Source organism: Bacillus sp. ATD, assembly GCF_050585765.1.
In the GTDB taxonomy this organism is placed as follows: domain Bacteria; phylum Bacillota; class Bacilli; order Bacillales; family Bacillaceae; genus Bacillus; species Bacillus stercoris.
In genome coordinates this window covers 355,564-380,175 of the sequence record NZ_JBOBQH010000002.1, presented here as the reverse complement: position 1 = coordinate 380,175, position 24,612 = coordinate 355,564, and the positions used below count along the sequence as shown (strand labels likewise).

Annotated in this window: 30 protein-coding genes and 1 riboswitch; of the genes, 3 read left to right on the top strand and 27 right to left on the bottom strand. The window is 43.4% G+C overall.

Translation table 11 applies throughout. From position 1 onward, the window contains the following. Positions 1–10 precede the first annotated feature (10 nt). The 9 genes from resB to scpA form a co-directional block, all read right to left on the bottom strand. Positions 11–1,639 carry a cytochrome c biogenesis protein ResB gene (gene resB, locus ACQXR1_RS06535; protein WP_418657189.1) on the bottom strand — a complete coding sequence of 543 codons (1,629 nt, stop codon included), beginning with the start codon at positions 1,637–1,639 and terminating at the stop codon, positions 11–13. Continuing rightward, positions 1,636–2,175 carry a thiol-disulfide oxidoreductase ResA gene (gene resA, locus ACQXR1_RS06530; RefSeq protein ID WP_014664452.1) on the bottom strand — a complete coding sequence of 180 codons (540 nt, stop codon included), beginning with the start codon at positions 2,173–2,175 and terminating at the stop codon, positions 1,636–1,638. Before resA ends, resB begins: the two co-directional genes overlap by 4 nt. 94 nt (positions 2,176–2,269) lie before the next feature. Further along, positions 2,270–3,004, bottom strand: a complete 735-nt coding sequence (gene rluB / locus ACQXR1_RS06525; protein ID WP_014664454.1) for a 23S rRNA pseudouridine(2605) synthase RluB — start codon at positions 3,002–3,004, stop codon at positions 2,270–2,272. Positions 3,005–3,095: 91 nt separating this feature from the next. Next, entirely contained in the window at positions 3,096–3,632 is a 537-nt protein-coding gene (gene spmB, locus ACQXR1_RS06520) for a spore maturation protein SpmB (protein WP_071580451.1), read from the bottom strand. A gap of 4 nt (positions 3,633–3,636) precedes the next feature. Next, positions 3,637–4,227 (bottom strand): spore maturation protein SpmA, encoded by a 591-nt coding sequence (gene spmA, locus ACQXR1_RS06515; RefSeq protein WP_014664456.1) that lies wholly within the window; start codon positions 4,225–4,227, stop codon positions 3,637–3,639. Continuing rightward, complete coding sequence (gene dacB / locus ACQXR1_RS06510; RefSeq protein WP_430771877.1) at positions 4,215–5,363, bottom strand: D-alanyl-D-alanine carboxypeptidase DacB; 1,149 nt, start codon at positions 5,361–5,363, stop codon at positions 4,215–4,217. Before dacB ends, spmA begins: the two co-directional genes overlap by 13 nt. 122 nt (positions 5,364–5,485) lie before the next feature. After that, entirely contained in the window at positions 5,486–6,025 is a 540-nt protein-coding gene (locus tag ACQXR1_RS06505; protein ID WP_014477219.1) for a YpuI family protein, read from the bottom strand. Between the two features lie 54 nt (positions 6,026–6,079). Next, complete coding sequence (gene scpB / locus ACQXR1_RS06500) at positions 6,080–6,673, bottom strand: SMC-Scp complex subunit ScpB (RefSeq protein ID WP_014664458.1); 594 nt, start codon at positions 6,671–6,673, stop codon at positions 6,080–6,082. Continuing rightward, on the bottom strand, positions 6,663–7,418 hold the full coding sequence (scpA, locus tag ACQXR1_RS06495; RefSeq protein ID WP_014664459.1) for a segregation/condensation protein A: 756 nt from the start codon (positions 7,416–7,418) through the stop codon (positions 6,663–6,665). Before scpA ends, scpB begins: the two co-directional genes overlap by 11 nt. A 213-nt stretch (positions 7,419–7,631) precedes the next feature. On the opposite strand from scpA, the gene ACQXR1_RS06490 reads away from it, so the two are divergent. Beyond that, a complete protein-coding gene (locus ACQXR1_RS06490) occupies positions 7,632–8,156 on the top strand; it encodes a DUF309 domain-containing protein (protein ID WP_069839193.1) in 525 nt (174 codons plus the stop codon). A 13-nt stretch (positions 8,157–8,169) separates the two neighbouring features. Here the strand turns inward: ACQXR1_RS06490 and ribT are convergent, their stop codons facing one another. The 9 genes from ribT to ACQXR1_RS06445 all read right to left on the bottom strand — a co-directional run bounded on the left by ribT (position 8,170) and on the right by ACQXR1_RS06445 (position 15,599). Beyond that, entirely contained in the window at positions 8,170–8,544 is a 375-nt protein-coding gene (gene ribT, locus ACQXR1_RS06485; protein ID WP_014664461.1) for a GNAT family N-acetyltransferase RibT, read from the bottom strand. Between the two features lie 113 nt (positions 8,545–8,657). Next, entirely contained in the window at positions 8,658–9,122 is a 465-nt protein-coding gene (gene ribH / locus ACQXR1_RS06480; RefSeq protein WP_003223915.1) for a 6,7-dimethyl-8-ribityllumazine synthase, read from the bottom strand. 32 nt (positions 9,123–9,154) lie between these two features. Then, on the bottom strand, positions 9,155–10,351 hold the full coding sequence (locus ACQXR1_RS06475) for a bifunctional 3,4-dihydroxy-2-butanone-4-phosphate synthase/GTP cyclohydrolase II (RefSeq protein ID WP_430771876.1): 1,197 nt from the start codon (positions 10,349–10,351) through the stop codon (positions 9,155–9,157). A gap of 14 nt (positions 10,352–10,365) precedes the next feature. Next, positions 10,366–11,013 carry a riboflavin synthase subunit alpha gene (gene ribE / locus ACQXR1_RS06470; RefSeq protein ID WP_014664463.1) on the bottom strand — a complete coding sequence of 216 codons (648 nt, stop codon included), beginning with the start codon at positions 11,011–11,013 and terminating at the stop codon, positions 10,366–10,368. Between the two features lie 10 nt (positions 11,014–11,023). Next, positions 11,024–12,109 carry a bifunctional diaminohydroxyphosphoribosylaminopyrimidine deaminase/5-amino-6-(5-phosphoribosylamino)uracil reductase RibD gene (gene ribD / locus ACQXR1_RS06465; RefSeq protein ID WP_430771875.1) on the bottom strand — a complete coding sequence of 362 codons (1,086 nt, stop codon included), beginning with the start codon at positions 12,107–12,109 and terminating at the stop codon, positions 11,024–11,026. Positions 12,110–12,239: 130 nt separating this feature from the next. Beyond that, positions 12,240–12,384, bottom strand: a riboswitch (FMN riboswitch). Positions 12,385–12,505: 121 nt separating this feature from the next. After that, positions 12,506–12,850, bottom strand: coding sequence for a hypothetical protein (locus tag ACQXR1_RS06460; RefSeq protein ID WP_071580445.1), 345 nt, complete (start codon positions 12,848–12,850; stop codon positions 12,506–12,508). Positions 12,851–13,082: 232 nt separating this feature from the next. Beyond that, complete coding sequence (gene sipS, locus ACQXR1_RS06455; RefSeq protein ID WP_430771874.1) at positions 13,083–13,634, bottom strand: signal peptidase I sipS; 552 nt, start codon at positions 13,632–13,634, stop codon at positions 13,083–13,085. 333 nt (positions 13,635–13,967) lie between these two features. Beyond that, a complete protein-coding gene (locus ACQXR1_RS06450) occupies positions 13,968–14,174 on the bottom strand; it encodes a zinc ribbon domain-containing protein (RefSeq protein WP_418657185.1) in 207 nt (68 codons plus the stop codon). A 117-nt stretch (positions 14,175–14,291) separates the two neighbouring features. Continuing rightward, positions 14,292–15,599 (bottom strand): VTT domain-containing protein, encoded by a 1,308-nt coding sequence (locus tag ACQXR1_RS06445; protein ID WP_306289682.1) that lies wholly within the window; start codon positions 15,597–15,599, stop codon positions 14,292–14,294. A gap of 625 nt (positions 15,600–16,224) precedes the next feature. Here ACQXR1_RS06445 and ACQXR1_RS06440 point away from each other — a divergent pair. Then, positions 16,225–16,437 (top strand): spore germination protein, encoded by a 213-nt coding sequence (locus ACQXR1_RS06440; RefSeq protein ID WP_014664471.1) that lies wholly within the window; start codon positions 16,225–16,227, stop codon positions 16,435–16,437. A 136-nt stretch (positions 16,438–16,573) separates the two neighbouring features. Here the strand turns inward: ACQXR1_RS06440 and ACQXR1_RS06435 are convergent, their stop codons facing one another. After that, positions 16,574–17,005, bottom strand: coding sequence for a peptidylprolyl isomerase (locus ACQXR1_RS06435; protein WP_003223931.1), 432 nt, complete (start codon positions 17,003–17,005; stop codon positions 16,574–16,576). A 256-nt stretch (positions 17,006–17,261) separates the two neighbouring features. Here ACQXR1_RS06435 and ACQXR1_RS06430 point away from each other — a divergent pair, with 256 nt between their 5' ends. Next, positions 17,262–18,134 (top strand): DUF1002 domain-containing protein, encoded by an 873-nt coding sequence (locus ACQXR1_RS06430; protein ID WP_071580442.1) that lies wholly within the window; start codon positions 17,262–17,264, stop codon positions 18,132–18,134. Positions 18,135–18,162: 28 nt separating this feature from the next. Here the strand turns inward: ACQXR1_RS06430 and lysA are convergent, their stop codons facing one another. From lysA to spoVAA, 8 genes are all read right to left on the bottom strand, one after another. Beyond that, entirely contained in the window at positions 18,163–19,482 is a 1,320-nt protein-coding gene (gene lysA / locus ACQXR1_RS06425; RefSeq protein ID WP_040083773.1) for a diaminopimelate decarboxylase, read from the bottom strand. Between the two features lie 105 nt (positions 19,483–19,587). Continuing rightward, complete coding sequence (spoVAF, locus tag ACQXR1_RS06420; RefSeq protein WP_430771873.1) at positions 19,588–21,069, bottom strand: spore germination protein SpoVAF; 1,482 nt, start codon at positions 21,067–21,069, stop codon at positions 19,588–19,590. Next, positions 21,020–21,631 carry a stage V sporulation protein SpoVABEA gene (spoVAEA, locus tag ACQXR1_RS06415; protein WP_014664474.1) on the bottom strand — a complete coding sequence of 204 codons (612 nt, stop codon included), beginning with the start codon at positions 21,629–21,631 and terminating at the stop codon, positions 21,020–21,022. The genes spoVAF and spoVAEA overlap by 50 nt, the downstream gene beginning before the upstream one ends. A 7-nt stretch (positions 21,632–21,638) precedes the next feature. Continuing rightward, positions 21,639–21,989, bottom strand: a complete 351-nt coding sequence (gene spoVAE, locus ACQXR1_RS06410) for a stage V sporulation protein AE (protein WP_014664475.1) — start codon at positions 21,987–21,989, stop codon at positions 21,639–21,641. A 1-nt stretch (position 21,990) separates the two neighbouring features. Then, the gene (gene spoVAD, locus ACQXR1_RS06405; protein WP_430771872.1) at positions 21,991–23,007 is read right to left on the bottom strand and encodes a stage V sporulation protein AD; all 1,017 of its coding nucleotides are present in this window, start codon (positions 23,005–23,007) and stop codon (positions 21,991–21,993) included. 12 nt (positions 23,008–23,019) lie between these two features. Beyond that, on the bottom strand, positions 23,020–23,472 hold the full coding sequence (spoVAC, locus tag ACQXR1_RS06400; protein ID WP_003223947.1) for a stage V sporulation protein AC: 453 nt from the start codon (positions 23,470–23,472) through the stop codon (positions 23,020–23,022). Positions 23,473–23,484: 12 nt separating this feature from the next. Continuing rightward, positions 23,485–23,910 carry a stage V sporulation protein SpoVAB gene (spoVAB, locus tag ACQXR1_RS06395; protein ID WP_003230463.1) on the bottom strand — a complete coding sequence of 142 codons (426 nt, stop codon included), beginning with the start codon at positions 23,908–23,910 and terminating at the stop codon, positions 23,485–23,487. Beyond that, entirely contained in the window at positions 23,900–24,520 is a 621-nt protein-coding gene (gene spoVAA / locus ACQXR1_RS06390; protein ID WP_040083772.1) for a stage V sporulation protein SpoVAA, read from the bottom strand. Before spoVAA ends, spoVAB begins: the two co-directional genes overlap by 11 nt. Positions 24,521–24,612: the final 92 nt, after the last annotated feature.

Here is a 24,612-nt window from a genome sequence, read left to right as displayed (position 1 = left end):
CCCTTTTCGCCTATTTCTGTGTTTTGATTAATTCTTTTTGGTCCGCCGGTTCAGTCAGTCCGGAATCATCCAATATAAATGCTATATCCTTCTTCAGGCCAAACCAGTTTTTATTGGTATGCCCCGCCACCATGACTGCGCCGTCCTGTGAGTGCAGCCAGATTCTTCGATGCTGCCAGTACATACCTTGAATGACACCGATCATAAAAATGGCTCCGCCGACAGCAAGCACCCAGAGTGTCAGATCCTTTCTGACTGTAAGTCCCGTAATGTTTTTCGTTTCGACATGGTCAAATTTCAGCTTGTATTTATTGCTGCCTGATCCTTCGATGGTTTCTTGGATGGCGACAAAGCTCTTTTCACCCTTTGGTTTATCCGGCGTTATGATATTAAAGACAAAAGCCGGATTGTTAGGGATCTTTGTTTTCGTGCTTGGTTGTCCGTCCTGATTAAAATAGAAGTCTGGCAGGTAGCTGGCGATTTCCACTTTGTAACCGTTGCCAAGATCATAGACCGAATCTGGATCCAGAAGGTTAATCTTCAGGCTTCCAAAAGATTTTTTTGTTTTTTTATCAATCAGCTGGAACACCATTTGGTCAAGCTGATTTTCTTTATAATCCACCTGGTAAACGGAAAAAGAATCAAAGCGCAGCGGCTGATTGACACGGATGTCTTCTTCTGTTACTTTTTTCAGCTTCGGCTTCTCGCCATAAACAATTTTTCCTTCTCTCTTGTAGAGTACGGCATCGGTTTGAAAGTTCTTTGCCACCCTCCCGTCCCCGACTCTGTCAATGGCATCTGCAAATACCTTTTTTTCCGTTTTGCTGTTATAGGTCTCTACGCTGAATTGATTGTTTTTCAAGTAGTATTTCCCGTCTGTACCCGGAATCGCTGCGGTTTCGCCTTCTCTGACCCAAAGCGTCTCATCGACGTACATGCCCGGCACAAATCTCAGCATCGCACCAATCAGAAAGATGATCAATCCAATGTGGTTGACATACGGGCCCCAGCGGGAAAAACGCCCTTTTTCAGCAAGAATGCTGCCCTCTTTTTCTCTGATTCTATAATGTTTTTTCTTTAATAGGGCAACTATCTTTTCTTTTGCTTCTTCGGTCAGTACAGTAGCCGTTTCACTGAACAAGCGCTGCCTTCTTAAAAAAGCTGGGTTCCTTCTGATGCCCTGGTTTTTTAATGCTCTGTACAACGGAATGACACGGTCAAGGCTGCAAATCACGAGCGAAATGCCGATTGAGGCAATGAGCAGCAAATACCACCAAGAACCATATAAATGATGAAACCCGAGCAAAAAATAAAGCTGGCCAAACACGCCGTACTGCTCCTTGTAATAGGTCTCGGCCTGTGCGCCCGGAGGCAGATAGGCTTCCTGGGGAAAAATGGTGCCGAACGCTGATGCAGCAAGGGTTATGACAATAAGCCATATTCCCACCTTAACCGAGGAAAAGAAATTCCAAATTTTATCGATAATTGTTTTGTTGTAGGTTTGCGAACGTCTTGCGCTTCCGTCATATCTCATATCAGCGAGCGGAGGCTGAGTTTCCTGGAGAGCCCTTCCGCACGATTCACATAAAACGGTTCCGACCGGGTTTATATGTCCGCATTCACATTTGACTTGCTTCATCCCGAAGCTTCTCCGGGTTTTATGAGATTCATATAATCGTGTATCATGCTTTCTGTCATAGTGCCGGTCACCACCTTGACAACTTTTCCTTCCGGATTAATCAAAAAGGTTGTCGGAAGCGGAGATACGTCGTAGGCATCAAGCACTTGGCGATCTGTATCCAGAACAACCGGGAAATTGACTCCGTAGGATTTCATAAAATTATGTACTGCTATCTTTGACTCCCCAACATTTACAGCGACAATTTCAACACCTTGGTCTTTAAAATGCTTATATTGGTTTGCCATATAAGGAAATTCTTTTTTGCATGGTTCACACCATGTACCCCAGAAATTCAAAAAAACACCTTTCCCTTTTAAGTCACTGAGCTCGATACGTTTCCCATTCGTATCCTCAAGGACAAAATTCGGTGCGTCGGACCCTTCGGATATACTCTCTTTGTCGGCAAATACAGCGTTGTAAATGGTATAGCCAAGTGCGCAGATTAAAACGAGAAGGATGCCGGTCCGAATGAATAATCGCCTTTTTTTCTTCATTGTCCACTGCCCCCTTCCCCCTATTGCAGATCCATTCAATTATATCATTGCAAGTTCATTTCACATTTCTTACTTTTTGAAGGTTATGTGAAATTTAGAAAGCGTTTTTACCGTGCTCCGCCAGCGCTCTGAGTCTTTTTACTTCATGAGGCGTAAGTTCTCTGGCATCTCCCGTGTGCAGGCCTCGCAGGTTTAAAAACGCGTATTCCTCACGCTTCAGCTTGATTACCTCATGTCCGATCGCTTCAAACATGCGGCGCACCTGTCTGTTGCGTCCCTCATGGATCGTCAGTTGAATAATGCTTGTCTGCTTTTTCTTATCCAAAGACAATAGCTTCGCTTTAGCAGGCGCTGTTTTGCCTTCTTCCAGCCTAATTCCACGCTCTAACTTTCTGAGCAGCTCTTTAGGCGGGATTCCTTTCACCTTCGCCACGTATGTTTTGTCTATTTCATACTTAGGGTGCATCAGCTTATTGGCGAATTCGCCGTCATTGGTTAAAAGCAAAAGACCGCTCGTATCATAATCCAGGCGCCCAATCGGATAAATGCGCTGCGGAATATTTTTAAAAAAGTCCGTCACCACTTTGCGTCCTTTATCATCTTGCGCTGCAGAAATAACGCCTCTCGGTTTATATAAGAGAAAGTAAACCGGCTCTTCGCGTTCAACCTTTAACCCGTTTACCTCAATCTGATCAGAACCGGTGACCTTAACACCAAGCTCTGTTACTACTTTGCCGTTCACCTTTACTTTTCCTTCTTTAATCAGCTCTTCTGCCTTTCTGCGCGACGCAACTCCGGCATGAGCAATTACTTTTTGCAGTCTTTCCATGTCTTTCACCTCAAGTATTATCTTACTTTTTTCAACCATAACAAACAAGCTTTTTCAAATCTGTATGCCAAATCTAAAAAAAACGCCGTTTTCAGGCGCTCCCAAATAATAACGTAACGATGATGATTGATGCAACTACGCCGATTAAATCGGCAAGAAGTCCCACCTTTAATGCATCACCCATTTTTTTAATACCGACTGCACCAAAATACACTGTCAGTACGTAAAGCGTTGTATCTGTAGATCCCTGCATGACGGAAGCCAGCCTACCAATAAAGGAATCGGGCCCGTATACTGCGATTAAATCGGTCGTCATTCCGAGTGCGGCCGTACCGGAGATCGGGCGGATCAGAGCAAGCGGGACCACCTCAGCAGGGATGCCGATAGCGGAGAAAACCGGTTTTAAAAGATCCATTATAAAATCAAGCGCGCCTGATGATCGGAAAACAGTTATCGCGACAAGCATTCCGACTAAATAGGGGATAATGGAGAAGGCGATTTCTATCCCCTCTTTGCCTCCTTCGACAAACGATTCATATGTGGGAACCTTTTTGATTGTCCCATAAAGAAGTATGCCGGCAATAATGATCGGAATCATCGCTAAAGACATCCAGTTGATGATTTCCATCCGCTTACCTCCCCTTCTTCTTGCGGCGATAATAAAAATACCGGTCAATGATAATAGCGCCGATTCCGGAAATGAGCGTTGCCAAAATGCTTGGTCCGACGATATCTGTCGGCGTTTTGGATGAATAAGCCATCCGGACAGCGATCACCGTTGTCGGAATGAGTGTGATGCAGGACGTATTAACAGCTAAAAACGTAATCATCGACCGGCTTGCTTCCGATCGGTCTCCATTCAGCTTTTTCATTTGCTCCATAGCTTTAATGCCAAGCGGAGTTGCTGCATTTCCGAGGCCGAAGAAATTCGCCATAAGATTAGATAAAATGTAGCCCATCGCCGGGTGATCCGGCGGTATATCAGGGAACAGCTTAGATATAAAAGGCCTGCACATCCGGCTGAAAATATCCAAAAGCCCTGACTGCTCAGCTATTTTCATTAAGCCAAGCCAGAAAACAAGCACGCTCATCAACCCAAATGAGATCGTAACGGCTTCTTTCGCACCCTTAAACACGGCTTCATTTACATCTTGCAGAGTTCCGTTGCACATCGCAAAAACAAGTCCGATCACAGTTAAACTGACCCAAATTATATTGACCATTTTGCTCCGCCTGCCGCATTCAGAAAGATTGACTTAAACGTTTCAAAAAATTGTTTCTTCGGTTTTTGATGACGTTCATTTTCATAATAGATTGGCACTTTTGCGATGGTCTCATTGTTGAACATGATCTCCATGTGCCCTACGATGTCAGGAATTTTTGAGGCGTCTTTTTCCCATGCTTTTTTTGGCTTGAGCAGCGTGGTATTAATTTTCACATCTTCTTTTTCCTCTTCGTTCAGCAAATATGTGATATCTCGTTTGATAAAAGCCTTCGATTCATAAAATGTGCCTTTCAGCTTTGGAATGTCCCCTTTTTTTGCAATTAAATAGGTTTGATAGTGATCAAACACATAATTAAACATTTTCATATGGTCATCCCAATCATCAGGGTCATTAATGGTGACGGCTATCAGGTTAATGCCATCGTTTGAAGCCGTTGAAACCAGTGTCCGTTTTGCAAGTTTTGTATAGCCTGTTTTCCCTCCTGTGCTGTATGGATAAAGCATGGTCAGCAGTTTATTTTTGTTTTTCCATACGCTTTCCATCGTTTCCGCTTTGTATATTTTTGTGCCTGAAATCTTTTGATAATCTTTCAGCTTCATAGCATATTTAGTTAAAATGGCCATGTCATAGGCTGTTGAATAATGATTTTCATGGTCGTCCAATCCGTGCGGGTTTTGAAAACGGGTGTTCTCCATACCAAGCTGCTCGGCTTTTTGATTCATCATATAAACAAACCCATCGAGGCTCCCACCGACATGCTCAGCAATCGCGACAGCGGCGTCGTTTCCTGATCTTAGCATCAGGCCATACACAAGATCTTTTAATTTCACTTTTTGACCTTCTGTTAAATAAATGGCGGAGCCTTCTGTTCTGACAGCATTTGCCGAAACCGTCACCGTTTGATCCATTTTGCCAGATTCGATAGCGAGGACGGCGGTCATAATTTTTGTGATGCTGGCGATCCGCCTTTTTTGATGCTCATCCTTGGCAAATAACACTCTGCCTGACGCTCCGTCGATAATGATCGCGCTTTTTGCACTGACATCTATAGCTGCATGTGCTGTATTCACATTTACAGTGGCAATCAGAAAAGAAATCATAATCACGAATACTGCTTTTTTGAAAATGCGCATGTTTGCTCACGTCCTTGTGGTGGTTTGTACAAGTTTATGCGCATGTCCATCAGTTATGAATAACAATTCTATTTCTGGAAGCAAACATAAAAAAACTCTCCCTGAAAGAGGGAGAGTAAACGTTATCTGATTGGCGCCATGCTTGATCCGGACGCTTCGTAATGAGCCAGCTCTTCCCTCATCTTCAGAAAGGCTGCGCTCAACGGCAATAGTAATTGCTCAAGCGACGCAGGAACAGCATGATAAAATTCAATTGCGCTGACCCCGGTATAAGACGCCCGGCTGTTTTCACACCACGTGTCTTTTTTCGGCATAAAGAACTCTTCAATGCATTGGTGATACACATTATAAAGTGTTTTTTCCGCTCTGGCTTCCTGAAAAGGCTCCTGCATCAGGAGACGGCGGCATGCTTCTGCGCCTCCTTCACAAAATACTGCCATTCTTCTCAAAGTGCTCAGCACATCACAGCAGTATCCTTTTTCAATAGGCAATTCAGCCTGTAAGGATTCCAGCGTCGTTTGATTTAGGTAATCGTTCACGGTATTGACAACCATTGATAAGAATTCGCCTGTTTTTTGAGTCTGCGCTCGCACAATCGAATGTCCCATTTCGTTTGGTATCTTCCCCTCATGTCTTTGTCTCTCACATTTTGCTTCTTTCATGATAGCTTCTTCCTTATATCTTATGATGATGAAAAAGCGCGATTCATTAAACTTCTATTTTATATCTTCGAAGGTTTGGTTAAAGTTTTCAAAAAATAAATCTGCTTCTTCTTGAAGAACGTCTTCTTCCGCATTTTCAGGCAGCGGCGGAAGCTCGTCCAGTGTTTTTAGACCGAATTGTTCAAGAAAAGTCGGCGTTGTACCGTATAAAATGGCACGTCCCGGACCGTCAGCACGTCCCACTTCACATAATAACGCCTTCGCGACGAGACTGTGTAAAATCCGCTCTGATTTTACTCCTCTGATTTCTTCAATTTCTGCTCTCGTAATTGGCTGTTTGTATGAAACAATGGCCAGCACTTCTAAAGATGCTTGAGAAAGGCCCTTTGACGGCACTTCAATCAGTTTTTTCAAGTAAGGTGCAAAGTCTTTTTTGGTAGAGAGCATGTACGTATCTGCATACTCAATCAGTTCAATGCCTCTTGTATCCCCGCGGTATTCATCCGCCACTTCCGCCATGATGGTGTTCAGTTCAGGCTCTTCGATTTCAAGCACTGTTAACAGCTGCTTTTTTGTGAGCCCTTCATCGCCTGCCGCATAAAGAAGGGCTTCCACTATAGCTTTCCAATTCACGATATCAAGCCCCATGAATGGATTCACTCCCCGTAATGTAAATATCTGAAAAATTTTGCTCCTGTTCAATGAGAACCAGCTGGTTTTTCATCAGCTCGAGAACGGCTAGAAAGGTCACTACTAAATGTTCTTTTTGCTCATATGGAAAAAGGTCCATAAAGTTGATTCTCGTTCCTCTTGATTTCAGGCTGTGCACGATTTCGTTCATTCTGTCTTCGATTGGTATGTCCTGTCTGGTAATCGTCGTTTCCATCGGCCTGTTTATTTTTTTGCGTTTCAGCACTTTTTGAAAAGCCCCGATCATATCATAGACCGTAACAGAGAGCTTTTGCTCAGACTGTTTTATTTCTTTTGCGTATTCACTCAAATCACTCGGCGGTTTCGTGAACGATTTTTGTCTTTCTTCTTCCCGTTCTTTTAAATCCTTCGCCGCATCTTTATATTTTCTATACTCAATCAGCTTTTCAATCAGTTCCTCACGCGGATCCTCTTCTTCAAGTAATTCATCTTCAAAAAGCTCCTCCTCTTGCTTCGGAAGCAGCATTCTGCTTTTAATGCTGAGCAGCGTGGCGGCCATAACCAAATACTCGCTGGCAATATCGAGCTCAAGCACGCGCATTGTATGTACATATAATAAATATTGTTCAGTGATCTTCGCCACAGGTATATCATATATGTCAATTTCAAGACGATTGATTAAATGAAGCAGCAGGTCCAATGGGCCCTCAAACGTATCAATTTTCACTTGATATTCTTCCATCATCTCACCATTTTCAAGTATCACTCTCATTGCCGGTAAAACTGGCTACCCTTTAGTATAAGCCACCAAAAAGCTCTCGTCCAATACTATTTCATTTCCTGTTTTGAAGCAGTTTGTACAGAATATTCAAAACGCGAAATGCGTTGGCTGAGCGTTCTTTTTTCCTTTTATCCTTCCTGTGTTACACTAAAAGACATTAAAGGAGGAAGCACCTTGTATCCAAAAGCTTATATAGATTATCTCGTTGAGTTTCACGCGACACGGGATTATTTTGAATGCCATGAAATATTAGAAGAATATTGGAAGGAAGATCCGCCAAAGAAACGAAAACGCTATTGGGTCGGCTTTATTCAGCTTGCAGTTGCTTTATATCATCACAGAAGGCAGAATACAGCCGGGGCCAAGAGACTGATGGCGAACAGCATCCGGATTCTTCAAGCAGAACACCAGGCAGTCGAAGACTTAGGGCTCGATCATGGGCGTTTGCTCGAGCTTATGCAAACAGTTTATGAACAAATCGAAACCGGATCTGCCTATAAAAGCATTATGCTGCCGATCAAAGATGAGAAATTAAAGGAAGCTTGCCGGAACGAATGCAAGAATAAAAAGTATACATGGGGGCAGCCCAGCACACTTAGCGACACATTTCTTATCGACAAACACCGTTTGCGGGATCGAACTGACGTCATCCGCGAACGTGAAAAAGAAATAGAACGCAGAAAAAAAAGCAGAGGCTGATCACAGCCTCTGCTTAATTATTGTATGAAATGTCTTGATCCTGCTGATCTTGACAACGTTCGAAAAAGCTCTGCGTTAATTCATTTGGAACCAGCACTTGCGTTTTGAATAAATGCTTTAAAGCATCCATCATCTGTTTTCCGATTCCTTGATGGCGATGAGAAGGATTCACACTGATATGCCGGATCTCTACCTCAGAATCCTTTTTTTCGACTCCGATTGCTCCGACGATATCCTCGTCCTCTTTCCAAAGAAAGAGCTGGCGGTCTGTATCCGTTTCGTAGTCCTTAATTGTCTGCTGAAGCTGCTTAAGGTCTTTTTCATTCGGCATAAACGAAAGAAGTCCCATCGCAATCTTTTCAAACGATTTTTTATAACGAATTAACATAAAAACCCCTCTATATCCAAAATGTCCAGTCTGCTATTAAACGGATACGAATAGGTGATCCGTTTTCTCACATTATATCATTTTCGCCATATTTTTAAACTGTTTTCAGCAAATTATTCAAATGAGCGGTTTAAATTTGCCATTTCTATGGCAGAAACAGCACAATCTACACCTTTGTTGCCCGCTTTTGTGCCGGCACGCTCGATAGCCTGTTCGATGTTTTCAGTTGTCACAATTCCAAAGATGACAGGTACTCCAGTAGTGTTTGCGGCTTGCGCGATGCCTTTTGCAGCTTCATTGCAGACATAATCATAATGAGTCGTCGCGCCTCTGATGACAGTGCCTAGTGTGATAATAGCGTCATATTTTTTTGTTTCCGCCATTTTTTTCGCAGCAAACGGTATTTCAAATGCGCCTGGAACCCAAGCCACATCAATATCATTTGTGTCTACGCCGTGTCTGAGCAACGCATCTTCTGCACCGCTCAGCAGCTTGCTCGTAATAAAATCATTAAATCTTCCTACTACGATTCCGATTTTAAGACCTGTACCAACTAAATTTCCTTGTATGATATTCATATGATTCCCATCCTTTTTTGTGATATTTGTGATTAGAAATGAAGTAAATGACCCAGCTTGTTCATTTTGGTTTGCAAATATTTTTTATTGTGCTCTTTCGCCTCCATTTGAAGCGGCACTCTTTCTGAAATACTGAGTCCGTAGCCTTCTAGGCCTGCGATTTTCCGCGGATTATTCGTCAAAAGCTTCATATTCCGCACACCGAGGTCGCGTAAAATTTGTGCACCGATGCCATAGTTGCGAAGATCCGGCAAGAATCCAAGCACCTCATTGGCTTCGACGGTGTCATAGCCTTGTTCCTGAAGCTTATAAGCTTTTAATTTATTGATTAAACCGATGCCTCGTCCTTCTTGGCGCAAATACAGAAGCACTCCGCGGCCTTCTGCGGCAATTTGGGTCAGCGCGGCGTGAAGCTGCGGACCGCAGTCACAGCGATGAGACCCAAACACATCACCTGTGAGACATTCTGAATGCACCCGGACCAATACCGGTTCTTCTCCGAACGGCACATCCCCCATCACAAATGCGACATGCTCTTTTCCATCTACCTCATTTGTGTATCCGTAAACCTTGAATGTGCCAAAATCAGTAGGCAGCGTAATGTCAACTTCACGCTCGACTAGTGTTGTCAGATTGTAACGGTATTGAATCAAATCTTTAATCGTGATCATTTTTAGCTGATGCTTTTTCGCAATTTCAATGAGCTCAGGCACTCTCGCCATCGTTCCGTCTTCATTCATAATTTCACAAATGACGCCGGCTCCTTGAGATCCGCAGGCTTCAGCAAGATCAACAGCAGCTTCTGTGTGGCCCGCTCTTTTCAGGACACCTCCTTTTTTCGCAATCAGAGGAAAAATGTGCCCCGGACGCTGAAAATCAGATGGCACGGATTTGCTGTCCAGCAAAGCTTGAACAGTAAATGATCTTTCTTGAGCGCTGATACCTGTTTTCGTTTCACGATGGTCTATGCTTACGGTAAAGGCAGTATGGTGAGAATCTGTATTATGCTCAACCATAGGGTGAAGATCAAGCCTGTCTGCAATTTCCTCACTGAGAGGCGTGCAGATCAGCCCTCTTCCGTGTGTCGCCATAAAGTTAATCACTTCCGGCGTTGCATGCTCGGCTAGAGCCACAAAGTCTCCTTCATTTTCTCTGTCTTCATCATCTACAACGATGATGACTTCACCTTTTTTTAAAGCGTCAAGTGCTTCTTCTATCGGATGAAACATGCAAATCTTCCTCTCTAAAAGCCGTTTTCGCTTAAGAAGGCTTTTGTAATGGTTTGTTGGGTCTTATTTTCATTGGCTTTATGCAAAAATCGATACATATATTTTCCGATCATATCGCATTCGATATTCACTTTAGAGCCGATTGTTTTTTCTGAAAAGATCGTTTCGCTGATCGTATGCGGTATTAAAGAAATCGTCACTGTGTCTTCTGTCAGGCCGAATATGGTTAAGCTCACGCCATCCACGGTAATTGACCCCTTTAAAACCAATGTTTTGGTTAAAGACGGGTCCATTTTTAAATCATAGTAAACTGCGTTGCTTTTCTCTTCAATTCGTGTGATTTCCGCAGTTCCGTCGACATGGCCTGAGACGAAATGGCCTCCGAAACGGCCGTTTGCCGCCATCGCTCTTTCCAGATTTACTTTGCTTCCTTTTGATAAATCATTCAGTGACGTAGCTTTGACTGTTTCAGGCATAACATCCACTGTGAATTGATTTTTTGTAAAATCAGTGACAGTCAGACAAATACCATTCACTGCAATGCTGTCGCCAAGATGAACATCCTCTAAAATCTTTGAGCATGTAATTGTTAAGGCCATTGAATGCCCTGCTTTTTTCATGGACTCGATTGTGCCTGTTTCTTCGATAATTCCTGTAAACATGGTCACCATCCTACTCGTTTGTCGGTTTGGCCGTCAGTTTGATATCACGGCCGATTTGGGTTATATCAGTGAATTGTAATAAGGGGACATCTTTCATTGATTGAAAACCTTCACCGGAGATTAAGCTGGGAGCAAGCGTTCCTCCGATTAGTTTAGGGGCAAAATAGAAGATGATTTCTTGAAAACAACCTTCTTTGACAAAGCTTCCGTGAACAGCTGAACCGCCTTCCACATACACCGACATGATGCCTTCTTCCGCTAGGATTTTCAAAACATCGGGAACTTGAATGCGCTCGGTTTCCAGTGTAAATATGTTCACTCCGAAAGCGGAAAGCCGTTTTTTCTTTTCCTCGTCTGCGCGTGCCGTTGTAAAAATCCATGTCGGCGCTAATTGATCGCAAATCACTTTAGCGTCCTCAGGAATCGAGAGTACGGTATCAAGTATAACCCGAACCGGCTGTTTTGTTACATTCGGCAGTCTGCAAGTTAAGCTCGGATTGTCGGCTTTCACCGTGCCAACTCCGACTAGAACGCTTTGGTGTGTTCTCCTGTATTGCTGAGCATCCTGTCTTGCAGCCTCTGATGTGATCCATTTGCTGTCACCCGTGCTGGTAGCTATCTTGCCATCAAGGCTTGCGGCCGCTTTTAGTGTGACGTACGGAAGGCCTGTCCTCATAAAGTGCAGAAATTTTTCATTCAGCTTCTCCGCCTGGTCTGGCAGGATGCCTTCACTTACCTCAATGCCGGCTTCTTTCATCATGCTGATCCCTCTTCCAGCCACAAGCGGGTTAGGATCTCTCATCGCCACGAACACTCTTTTGATGCCAGAATTGATAATCAATTCTGCACATGGCGGTGTTTTTCCGTAATGGCTGCACGGTTCGAGTGTAACGTAAATGTCGGCACCCTCTGCATGTGCTCCAGCCATTTGGATAGCATGAACTTCTGCATGAGCTTCCCCATATTTTAAATGGGCGCCCATTCCGACAACTTGTCCGTCCTTTACGACAACAGCGCCGACGAGCGGATTTGATTCGGTCTGTCCTTCGCCCTGCTTCGCAAGATCTAATGCCAGCTTCATATAATACTCTTCCATTTGTTTACCTCCCCTCTTTTGTTATTTACCGTCAAAAAAAGCCCCGAATTTATGAAAAATCCGGGGCTTTAGGTATTTTACGCAATAGGAAATAACACTATGCATTTTTAAACTTTTTGCATAGCGGCTCATCATCCTTCTCCCATCCAGACTTTCACTGTCGGCTTCAGCTTAAACTGAATCCACCGCGTGCTTATGCACACGGGTCACGGGCTCTAAAGCGAATTCGCTTTACTACCGCCGGTCGGGATTTCCACCCTGCCCCGAAGGATACAATCTTTATTCATTTGTCCTTATTGGCTATTATAGCGATCCTTCTAAAAGTACGCAATGAAATAAACTTACAATTTGAGAAAAACAAAAACATCACCCTTCGATCTGAAAGGTGATGTTTTGTTAATCATTCACTTTTGCAACCTTGATTAATCCATCGATCCGCTTTGATTTGCTGAAGTATGCCTTAATCTTGTCACCTTCTTTTATATCAGATAAATCCTGATTTAATTTTTTTCCGTTGAAGATGATTTTCGTTCCGTTTTCTGCTACTCCATGATACTCTGAGCCGTCGATTGTCGTTACTTTATATTCTTGGATGGTGTATTCCTCTTCTTCCGAGGACAAGGTTTGTCCGATTGCTGTCGGGACATCCTTCAGCTCAACATCATTTATGTACATATAACCGCCTGCAAGTAAAAGCAAAAGCACTAACAGAATGGTAATCTTGGTTTTTATTCTTCCCATATCTAAACCTCCAGCCAATATGAATCTATTCATTCATATGAGTTATTCCTTTTTTTCATGAATAAAAAACCGTAAATTCTCGTAAATTATTAATATAACGATACATAACGGGAACATGTTTCACATTTCTGCAAAAATTTCTTTTCTATAGATATACGAATTTATGTTCTGGTTTTGGGGGATAACCATAAAAAAGATATAAAAAAAGCAGCCCCAATGGGTCTGCTTGACTCTAATTTGTTTTGCGCATTTCGTTAAACGGGTAGAAAACAAACTTTGACGTACCCGCAATTTGTTTTTTCGTGAAGAGGCCAAGTCCGTTACGGCTGTCCATGGAATTCCGACGGTTGTCACCCATCACAAAATACTTGTTATCAGGCACTTTAACCGGGCCGAAATCATCGGTCAAATGTTTACCGGCCTGTTTCGCTCTCTTTTTATTAGCTGCCAAATAAGGTTCGTCCACCTTTTTCCCGTTGATATAGAGCTGGTCATTCTTCATCTCAACTGTATCGCCGGGAAGGCCGATAATACGTTTGACATAGTGAACATCATCTCCGTTTAACACGACGATGTCTCCTCTATCAAACTCGCCGATATATTTGACTGTCATATTAACAAAGACCCTTTCACGATCGTGAAGTGTAGGTTCCATGGATTCACCGTCAACGACATACGGCGCAAAAATAAAGTTGCGGATGAGCAAAGCAAGAATGACAGCAATCACAATTGCTTTTGCCCATTCTAATATTGTTTTTTTCTTCGAAACATTTTCTGATTTCAACTGATTTCCTCCAATAAACAACGGTCTTCAATTTATGTTATCACGAATCGAAAAGAAATCCCATTAGGACCATTGAAGTGATTTTACAAACTGTTAATCTTCATCTTCTTCATGCCTATTTTTTCTTGTCGATCACAACCAGGCCTTCCTCAAATGTCGCTTGAGAAATTGAACTTCAACTTCATAGTTCAACATAACCTGGACGGCATCAACGTCAGCATCCTTATCCTGCACAGGGACAGAGGTTACGGGCAGCTTATTTCACAGGTGACTTAACAGGCATCCGTTTTGCTTTCATGATATGTTTAAATCAGTGAAGCTCGAAAAACATTGTCAGCCTCCAAAAAATAAATCCAATACATTCCCGGCAGTTGAAGACTCTTTATTATAAAACTCTGAATATCCGCAGTTCTTACAGTAAACCACTAGAAATCGGTTATGCTGCACATCAAACAGCTTTGATAAACCCGTGCCGGTTGTGGCTATTTCTTTTTGTCCGGCTTCAGTGCTGCCGCATTTTATACAGCCTTTGTTGTCCATATAAAGAACCCCTTTTCATACATCACGTTTGTTTTGATTTATTTTACTACAAAATACCAATCTCAATGAATCGTACAACTTTAAAGTTTTCTTAATTTTAATCACCCGTCCTACATACTAATCGGGTTCGTTTCTCAGCTTGCTAAATCTTCTGGAGAAACGGAAGAGCTCCATGACGAAAACATTCAAACTGAGCCAAACACCGCCGAAGGCGTAGCCCCCAACAACATCACTAGGATACTGTTCATGAAAGTACACACGGCTCAGCCCGATGAGGAACAAAACGACAAGCAACGATAAAAATGTAACAGTTTGCAGACGAGCTTTGTGAGAATGACGCACAAAGAGATAAGCGCAAAAACCAAAAATGACAAATGCCGTTAACGTCTGTTCGCTTGGAAACGGGTATAAGACGTAACTTTCCAAAGGAGCATGGACAGGATGAAGGGAATGAAAGAGCCGCCTGATTCCCTCTTCATAAAGCTCTCCGCCAATGACTAGGAAAAATAAGAAAGAGAGTTCGATTTTCCGGTCTTGCCCTTTAAATACTGTCCAAAGAAAAGTTACAACAATAACGGCTAATAGAACATCTCTCGACGCAAAAACCCCGAATACTGCCATCCAATACTGCCACTGTGAGTTAAAAAGAACTGTCACAACAAGTGTAACGATCGTATCAAACGGCTTAAATTCATTATTGATATAATTTTCAACCAAGCTTCCCATTAACAGCACAAACATCAAAAACAATAAAGCTGTGAACACGATCAGAAGCCTTAAACGGCGAAGGGTGTGAAATTGTCTTGCCCCCTTCACCAATCCCGCTATGATCAACTCTCTGATCTTGCTTTTTTGCGTCTTGACCAGGTAGAAAAGAAGGAACAGAATAGCAGCAAACAAACTCCCGATCAATACATACTTTTTGATTGCGGCATGAAACTGTTCCCAGTCCGGTCCGAGTAACTTTCCAAGTGAAATGAATGTGCCGGTCCAAAGAAATGCACCGCAATACGCATAGATGGCATACTGTCTAAATCGGATATGAGTAATGCCTGCAGCATAGCCGGCGACATGGCGCACACCTGGTATAAAGTAAGCAATAAGAAATAATTTGTTTCCGTAATGTGCAAGCCAGCGTGATGTTTTTTCCATCCTGTCCTTTCCAAAATGAATTCGTTCTCCATATTTATAAATGGCAGGGCCCAGTCTATACCCGATCCAATACGAAATGCTCACTCCCGCACAGCTTCCCAATCCTGCCGCTAACATGCTTAGCGCCCAGTTTAACTTATCTTGAAACACGAGAACACCCGCATAGCCCATCAGAAATTCTCCAGGCCCAGGTAAAGCGATAAGCTCTAACATTAACACAATAAACAAGACGGCATATCCATGCTGTTCAAGTAACCCCGCCAAAATTTGCATGTGTTTCTCCTTAACCTTTTTTGTCCCTTTATCATTCCCAATCCACTTTTGTATAATCAGCTCAATTTTATTTTCAGTAGTTCCGACGGGATCTTATCTGGATAAAAAAACGCACCCTATCCTTGTCCATACATATTGATGCAGATTGTTTGCCAAGGGCGGTTCTGGTCAACGTCCAAGTCAGGTGTTTGTTTGGTTTGAAAAATCTAACATATACGGTTAAGGGAGTTACTACCTTATCTCCCCCATGTTTTCATTTGAGGGTCATCATAGCAGATTATTAAATTTAGGAGAAACCGTTCTCTTACAAGAAAGGAACATCACGGCTACAGCATGCGTCCTCACTGGTTTTTTGAAGAGCCGATTGTAATGTATATCTATTTGTAGTCAACCAGAAGTTGATCTTATTGAATTATCTAGAAAAGCCGCCATTTTCAGAGAGAATAAAAGCACAGACAAATACTTGGGTTTCGGGAAGCTTTAAAGAAGCTCTTTTTTATGCACATTTTTCAAAAAACGAAAAAAAGAGGCTTCATTTAAATATTTTTACCAATAAGTTTATGCTTATTGACTCTAGCACTAATACATATAAAAAGTAGAATACTATGAAAGGAGATTAGATGGTATGATTGATTATCCTATTAATATAAACAACATTTCCGGCAACGGCGTAGTTAACGTAGGCGGCGCTTTTATGATCAGGCCATTAACTTTGTCCAAATCTGTGTTTGGTTCCGGAGGTTTAAACACAGGTATTGTTTTTGAAAATAACTTCGTAAGCAAGGCTAAAATGATTAATCATCAGTTTACTGATCAGAACGTCACCAAAACTTTTTAATGCATTTATTTAGGGATTGAGAAACTCCTTCCTTCACACCTGGTTTACCAACCGCCATCAGCATTCGGCGGTTTTTTATTGACCATTTGGCCAACAAAAAAGCTTCCTCTCTAAGAGGAAGCCTTTTGCCTGCCGATTAGCCTTCTACGCGAACTTCTTTCATGACATCGCCGTTAGACATGTTTTTCGCGAATTCTAATCCGCTTGTTACTTTACCGAATACAGTGTGCACACCGTTCAAATGAGGCTGTGGCTCATGAACGATGAAAAATTGGCTGCCGCCAGTGTCTTTTCCGGCATGTGCCATAGAAAGTGCGCCCGCCTCATGTGTATGCGGGTTTCCTTCTGTTTCACATTTAATTGTGTATCCTGGACCGCCAGTACCTGTTCCATGCGGGCAACCGCCTTGGCTGACGAAGCCAGGAATCACTCGGTGGAATGTAAGGCCGTCATAAAAGCCTTCGTTCGCAAGCTTTTCAAAGTTTGCGACAGTTCCCGGTGCAGCTTCAGGGTAAAGTTCAAATTCAATTTTGTTGCCGTCTTCTAATAAAAAGTAACCTGTTTTCAATTGTATGCCTACTTTCTTTATTTTAATTTTCAAAGGAGATTATGTATGATAGGTTATAGTCTGTCTCTCCTTGTCGCGGCTATTATACCACACCTTTCGGGGGAAAACGAATCTCCCGGGCTTTACTAAAAAATAAAAATGAAACCTGAATCTCTTTATCTCCGTCTAACCTAACGGAACTGTATTTTTCATGATTCAGGTCCTCACAAAGCAGCACTATCCAGCTGCTTGTGAAATTGAAGGAGGTCAAACTGCTTTGAAGAAAATTTGGATTGGAATGCTGGCAGCGGCCGTTTTGCTGCTGACGGTTCCGAAGGTCAGTCTCGCGGATGCCGCAGTTGGAGATGTCATTGTAACACTTGGTGCTGATTTGTCAGAATCCGACAAACAAAAAGTGCTTGATGAAATGAATGTCCCTGATAATGCCACAACGGTAACCGTGACCAATAAGGAAGAACATGAATATTTAGGAAAATATATATCGAACGCGCAAATCGGATCGAGAGCGATTTCTTCATCCTCAATCACCATTGCCAAAAAAGGCTCCGGATTGAATGTTGAGACCCATAATATCAGCGGCATCACGGATGAAATGTACCTGAATGCACTGATGACAGCCGGTGTTAAAGATGCGAAGGTGTATGTCACAGCACCGTTTGAAGTATCCGGGACTGCGGCTTTAACTGGATTGATTAAGGCGTATGAAGTTTCTTCCGACGAAGCGATCTCGGAGGATGTTAAGCAGGTCGCCAACCAAGAGCTTGTCACGACATCAGAGCTTGGAGACAAAATCGGTAACGAAAATGCGGCAGCCCTGATTGCAAAAATCAAAGAAGAGTTTGCTAAAAACGGGGTGCCTGATAATAAAGCTGACATCGAAAAACAAGTGGACGACGCAGCTTCTGATTTAAACGTCACACTTACAGACAGCCAAAAGAATCAGCTTGTCTCCCTATTCAATAAGATGAAAAACGCTGACATTAACTGGGGACAGGTCAGTGACCAGCTTGATAAAGCGAAAGATAAGATTACGAAATTCATAGAGTCAGATGAAGGCAAAAACTTCATCCAGAAAGTCATTGATTTCTTCGTATCTATCTGGAATGCGATTGTATCTATCTTCAAATAAGAAAAGCGCCGAAAAATCGGCGCTTTTTTTATTGCTTTACACTCGTTTTAAATGGCAGATCAAGTTTTACAATATCTTCGTATGTTTCTCGCTTCACGACTAAATGAGCCTCACCGTTTTCGACAAATACAACGGCAGGTCTCGGAATACGGTTATAATTGTTGGCCATGCTGTATCCGTAAGCGCCTGTACAAAAAACGGCAAGAAGATCACCTTCTTTTACTTCCGGCAGGTCAATATCCCAAATCAGCATATCTCCGCTTTCACAGCACTTTCCAGCAATCGATACCGTTTTGTCATGCGCTTCTCCGATCCGATTGGCTGTCGCAGCTTCATATTTAGCTTGGTAAAGCGCAGGACGAATATTGTCGTTCATGCCTCCGTCTACTGCCACATACTGGCGGACACCCGGCACTTCTTTTTGTGAGCCAACCGTATAAAGGGTTGTGCCTGCGTCTCCTACGAGAGAACGGCCTGGTTCGATCCAAATTTCCGGGATATCAAAACCGTAACGGGAAGCATTTTCTTTCACAGCTTCGATAATTTTTTCGACGTATTCAGTGGCGTGAAGCGGTTCATCCTCTTCCGTATAACGGATGCCGAAACCTCCTCCTAGATTCAACACCTTGGATACAAATGAGTATGAATCTCTCCACTCATCAAGTTTTTTGAAGATTTTTTCTGCTGCTAACACAAAACCGGCCGTATCAAAAATTTGCGATCCGATATGGCAATGGACACCCAGCAGCTGAATGTGTTCCGATTGTAGTACTTGTTCAATCGCCCGCTCAGTTTGTCCGTTATGAAGATCAAAACCAAACTTTGAATCTTCTTGCCCCGTCGTAATGTAGTCATGCGTATGCGCTTCTACTCCGGGCGTGATCCGAAGCAGAACATCGATGGAGTGTCCCGTTTCTTTACATAGGTCTTCAAGTAGCGCAATTTCATAGAAATTATCCACTACAATGCAGCCGATACGGTGCTCAAGCGCCATCCGCAGTTCTTCCCTGCTTTTATTGTTTCCATGAAAGTGAATGCGTTCTGCCGGAAAGCCTGCCGCAACAGCCGTATAAAGTTCTCCTCCGGATACGACATCTAAAGAAAGTCCCTCTTCCTCAGCGAGCTGAATCATTGCAACTGATGAGAATGCTTTGCTTGCATATGCCACCTGTGCTTTCAGCCCTGCGGAAATAAAAGCCTGCTTAAAGCTTTTAGCACGCTCACGTATTAAAGCCACATCATATACGTAAAGAGGTGTACCATATTTCTCCGCTAAATAGAGAGCATCCACACCTCCGATTTCTAAATGACCATGTTGATTTTGTCTGCTTGTGCCGTGTAAGAACAATGTCATTCCCTCTTTCTCCGCTTATGGATGAAAGGACAGTTTTATGGACTGTCCCTTCATAATTAAGACATACATTATCATACTCTTCAGTCAGTTTCAATGCGATTATGAATTGGTAGGCTGTCTTAAGCGATTTTTGGGGTGAACGATACTGGGCCTAACTTTTGCGCCAGGTTTCGCTGTGCGGACAAGAACCTGCCACAGCGCCTTTCCGTTAAAGGGAATCAGCGGCCATAAGTACGGTGTCTGAAGGGATTTGATGCTTGCCATGGCAATAATTAGCACTGTAAATCCAATAACGAGCCCTTTTATATGAAATAAGGCAACGAGTATCATGAGGACAAGGCGGCAAATTTTGTTTGCCAAGCTTAATTCATAACTAGGCGTCGTAAAGGTTCCAATCGCCGCAAGTGAGACGTACAGAATCACCTCAGGCGAAAAAAGGCCGACTTCAATCGCAATCTGCCCGATCAGAACAGCGGCAATTAAACCCATTGCTGTCGATAAAGCTGTCGGGGTGTGAATGGCAGCCATTCTGAGAAACTCGATTCCTAAGTCCGCTAAAAATATTTGCAGGATGATCGGGATATGCGTATCTTTATTTAAACCGATAAATTTCATATTGTCCGGGAGCAGATCAGGCTGGAGCACAAAGAGAAACCAAATCGGAAGAAATAAAGTAGAAGCAAGAATACCGAAAAATCTGACCCATCTTAAAAAGGTCCCGACTGAAGGCGCCTGCCTATATTCTTCCGCATGCTGCACGTGGTGAAATAAAGTCGTCGGGGTAATGATCACACTAGGCGATGTATCCACTATAATGACAACATGGCCCTCAAGAACATGATTCGCGGCCACATCCGGTCTTTCTGTGTAGCGCACGAGCGGAAAAGGATTATAGTTTTGATTAACAATGAATTCCTCGACAGTTTTGTCGGCCATTGTTAATCCATCGACATCAATGGAAGCAACTTCCTTTTCCACGATCTCAACCAGATCCGGATCAGCTATATCTTCTATATAACAAATGCTTAAATCCGTCTTTGACCGCTCGCCAACTTTCGTCATCTTGACTCGAAGGCGTTCGTCTCTGATCCGCCTTCTGAGAAGGGCCGTATTGACGACGATATTTTCAACAAATCCGTCTCTGGCTCCCCTGACTACCTTTTCCGTATCTGGTTCTTCCGGATTTCTGCCCGGATAGCTCCTGACATCAATGATAAATGCGAAGCCTGCGCCTTCAACAATGACTGCGACGAGCCCGGACAGCACTTGGTCGGTGGTTTCATCCAAGGTTTTTACTTTTTCGACCTGGGCGTTAAGCAATCTGTTTTCGACAATATCGACCAGCTCATCAGGATCTTCTTTCCGATTGTTAATGGCAACAAGCTCTCTCATTAAATGAATAATATAAGCCGTATCGCATAATCCATTTAGATAGTAAAGCTGGATCTCTTTGTCTAAAATAATGAGCTTGCGAACACCTACATCATAGCTTGTCCCCATCCCGACACGTTTTTTGAAGTAATCTTCATTTTTAGCTGGATTCCGATAAACCCGAATTTTCTCTTCCTTGTGGTCCGGCATGATACCCGCTCCTTTCTAAAATAAACTCGACCGCTTTCATGGTGATTGGCGACCCTTTTGAAATATCGTCTTTTCTGCCCATTTTCCCAATATCCCCGATACCGACAATAAGCGGGAGATCAAGTTTATCAAGGCAATAGACAGTATCTCCACTCATTCTGTGGTCATCAAATTCTCTTTCCCCGACTTTATCGACGCCATATTCAGTTACTTCTCCATTGCGGTCAATGCTTACATCGACCCTGGTCCATTCAGCCTGATGTGTTTTTGACGCGACCGCAATCACACCGAGCACTTCAATAGACGGATGGGTCGCGACATAGGTCAGAGCGGCTTCTCCCGGACCCTCTCCTTGAAGGCCGGAGTCGTCAAACATGACAAATACAGGATCATACGGTGCTGAGGCGATCAGCTTGACGAGCTCGGCGCCGCTGCGGGTGGAGGGGTTTCCTTTCGATTGTGAAATACATCGGCCTCCTACTTTTCTTGCGGCGTATTCAATTGTTTTAGCGGCATACACATCCCCGTCTGTTACCAGTATGACCTTGCGTTTTGTTGTCATGTCGGCATTATCCTTTCGGTTTGAAAATAACAGCTACGATAAAAGCGAAGAGAATGGCGGCTGAGATACCGGCAGATGTCAGTTCAAAAATTCCCATGCCGATTCCGATAAATCCGTGTATATGCGCCTGATGCATGGCACCGTGCAAAAGACTGTGACCAAAGCTGACGATCGGAACGGTGGCGCCTCCTCCGGCAAATTCAATAAATTTATCGTAAATGCCGAAACCATCTAATATGGCACCGATTACAACGAATGTTGTCATGACATGAGCTGGCGTCAATTTGAAAATGTCCAAGAGCAGCTGGCCGACGATACAAATAGCACCGCCACATACAAAAGCCAAAAGATAATCCATGTTAAGATGCACCTCCTGCACGCTCAAATACAACCCCGTGGGCAATAGTCGGGATGCTTTCTTTTTGCTGGATCATCGTCGGGCTTAACAGCGCACCGGTCGCCACGACAAATACACGGTTTAATTTTCCTTCTCTCAGCTGCTTAAAAATATGAGAGTAGGTGACAACCGCTGAACAAGCACAGCCGCTCCCCCCGGCAAAGACCTGCTGATCCGGGGTATAAATCAGAAGCCCGCAATCATCATGCTTTGTGCCGACTGGATAACCATCTTCTTTTAAGAGATCTTTTACGATTGGAGAACCGACGCCTGACAGGTCACCTGTCAGGATAAGATCGTAGTCATCCGCTGTCCGGTTTAGATCTTTAAAGTGCTGCTTAATTGTATCAGCTGCAGCCGGAGCCATGGCCGATCCCATATCAAAAGGATCTGTAATTCCTAAATCAGAAACCTTTCCGACAGTCGCACTTGTGATTTGAATATCACTCGGTGTCTGACTGATGACAACTGCGCCGCTTCCGGTTACAGTAGAAGTGGCAGTGTCCGGTTTTTGGCCTCCGTATTCTGTCGGATAGCGAAACTGTCTTTCCGCTGTTGCATTGTGACTGCTGGTGGCAGCGAGTGCCCTTTTGGCAAACCCGCCGTCAACTAACGCTGACGCGACAGCCACTGTTTCCATTGATGTTGAACAAGCGCCAAACATACAAAGAAACGGGATTTTTAAATGTCTTGCCACATAGTTAGCCGTCACGTTTTGGTTCAGCAAGTCGCCTGCCAGCAATAGATCAATATCATCTTTTGTCAGATTGTTTTTTTGAAGCGCAACATTTACAGCGTCTTCCATTAGCTGCCGTTCCGCCATTTCCCAGCTTTTTTGATTGCAATGCATTTCGTCATAGGTTTTATCAAATAGAGAGCCGAGCGGTCCGTCTTTTTCCTTTGGTCCTGCTGCCGTTCCCGCTGAGTTCACAAATAAGGGATGTTCAAATATCCAGGTTTGCTTTCCTGTTAATTTCATTATCTTCTCCTCCTATGACATCAGTTTCTCAAAAGCAAACCGAATCATTCCAACGATGTATGCAGCCACAACCCCGAAAACAATTACATTTCCTGCCAGTTTAAACATATTAGTCGCTACCCCAAGCACTAATCCTTCGCTTTTATATTCAAGTGCGGCGCTTGCCATGCTGTTGGCAAATCCTGTGACAGGTACGGCTGAACCGGCGCCTGCGAATTGTCCGATTCTGTCATAGATGCCGAACCCTGTAAGCAGGGCAGAAATTAATATCAGCGTTGCAGCCGTTGGATTTCCCGCAGTTTTTTCATTAAAATCAAAAAAATGGATATAAAAATTTTGCAGACCTTGCCCGATTGCACAAATCAGCCCGCCCACCAAAAAGGCTTTTACACAGTTCCAGACGTAAGGCGGCTTAGGCTGATATGTTTTTACTTTTGATTTGTAATTTTCTTTAATGTTTGTCATCTTGAAACCTCCTTATGAATGGTCAATAAAGTACAGCCAATGAAATAAAGATCCCGCGATTTTCCCAATCACGATGGCCATTAACAGAATAATGATTTTACTTCTGAGCCCGATTCGTTTTGCCAAAATCGGCAGGACATTTAAAACCTCTGTAAGGGCAGCCGCTAGCATCCCGACAAACAAACCTGCCAGAAGTCCGACCGGCACAGCTATCCATTTTGTCAGATAAAGATGATTCATATGAAGCGTCTCCCATCCCCCGCAAACCGCGCCAAGAATAACAGCCGCTTCATAAGCCTGGACAAATCTCATTGTTTTGGTGAGCTGCATCAGCCGCGGAATGATCCCCATTACGGTTAAAAAAGCAACGAAACCTGCCCCCACCGTTATGCCTCCGCCGAGCCCGACAAAAATAATGAACAATACACTAACGATCATGCAGATCCTTTATGGTTTCTTGATTCTCGTGCATGGCCACATATTGATCGAGATCAAGCTGATAGTTAAACATCTCAACCTCCAGCGGGCTGGGCTCTTCATTTAGGCGCTTTTTAAATATGTGGTTGAAAAACACGATCATCCCCAGTCCCAAACCGATGCTGTATGGGATTTGAAGCAAATATGGATAGTCATTCCTCTCTCCGGTTATGATTTCATATAGTGCGATATGAACATCTCTCATGCTTACATCCTCATGAAAGTTCATGATGGCAAGACACGATCCGATAAACAGAAGCAGCCAGACACCGATAAACAGAACCGTTGATAATTTCCGTTTTCGATACTGAATTTCAACAATGGCTTCTGCTCCGCCTACTGTTTGAACATCAAGTGTCGGATCTTGTAAGTGAATGGCTTTGAGGACCTGTATGATATCCAGAATTACGATATTTTTATCTTTTTCGCTCACTTGATAAAGCGGCATAGCTGAAAGTTTCTTTTTCAGCTGAAGCTGCCCTTCTATCTGCGCGGCATCTCCAACGGTAATGATATCCCCTGGATGTGCCAGCACCCGGTGGCGAAGCCGGATAAATATTCGTCGTTCCATCATTGATCACCATCTTTCGGTGGTTATATATGTAGTATGTGGTTCGATTTTGTTCTCATTCATCCGCTCGAAAAGACCATAAATTACCACGC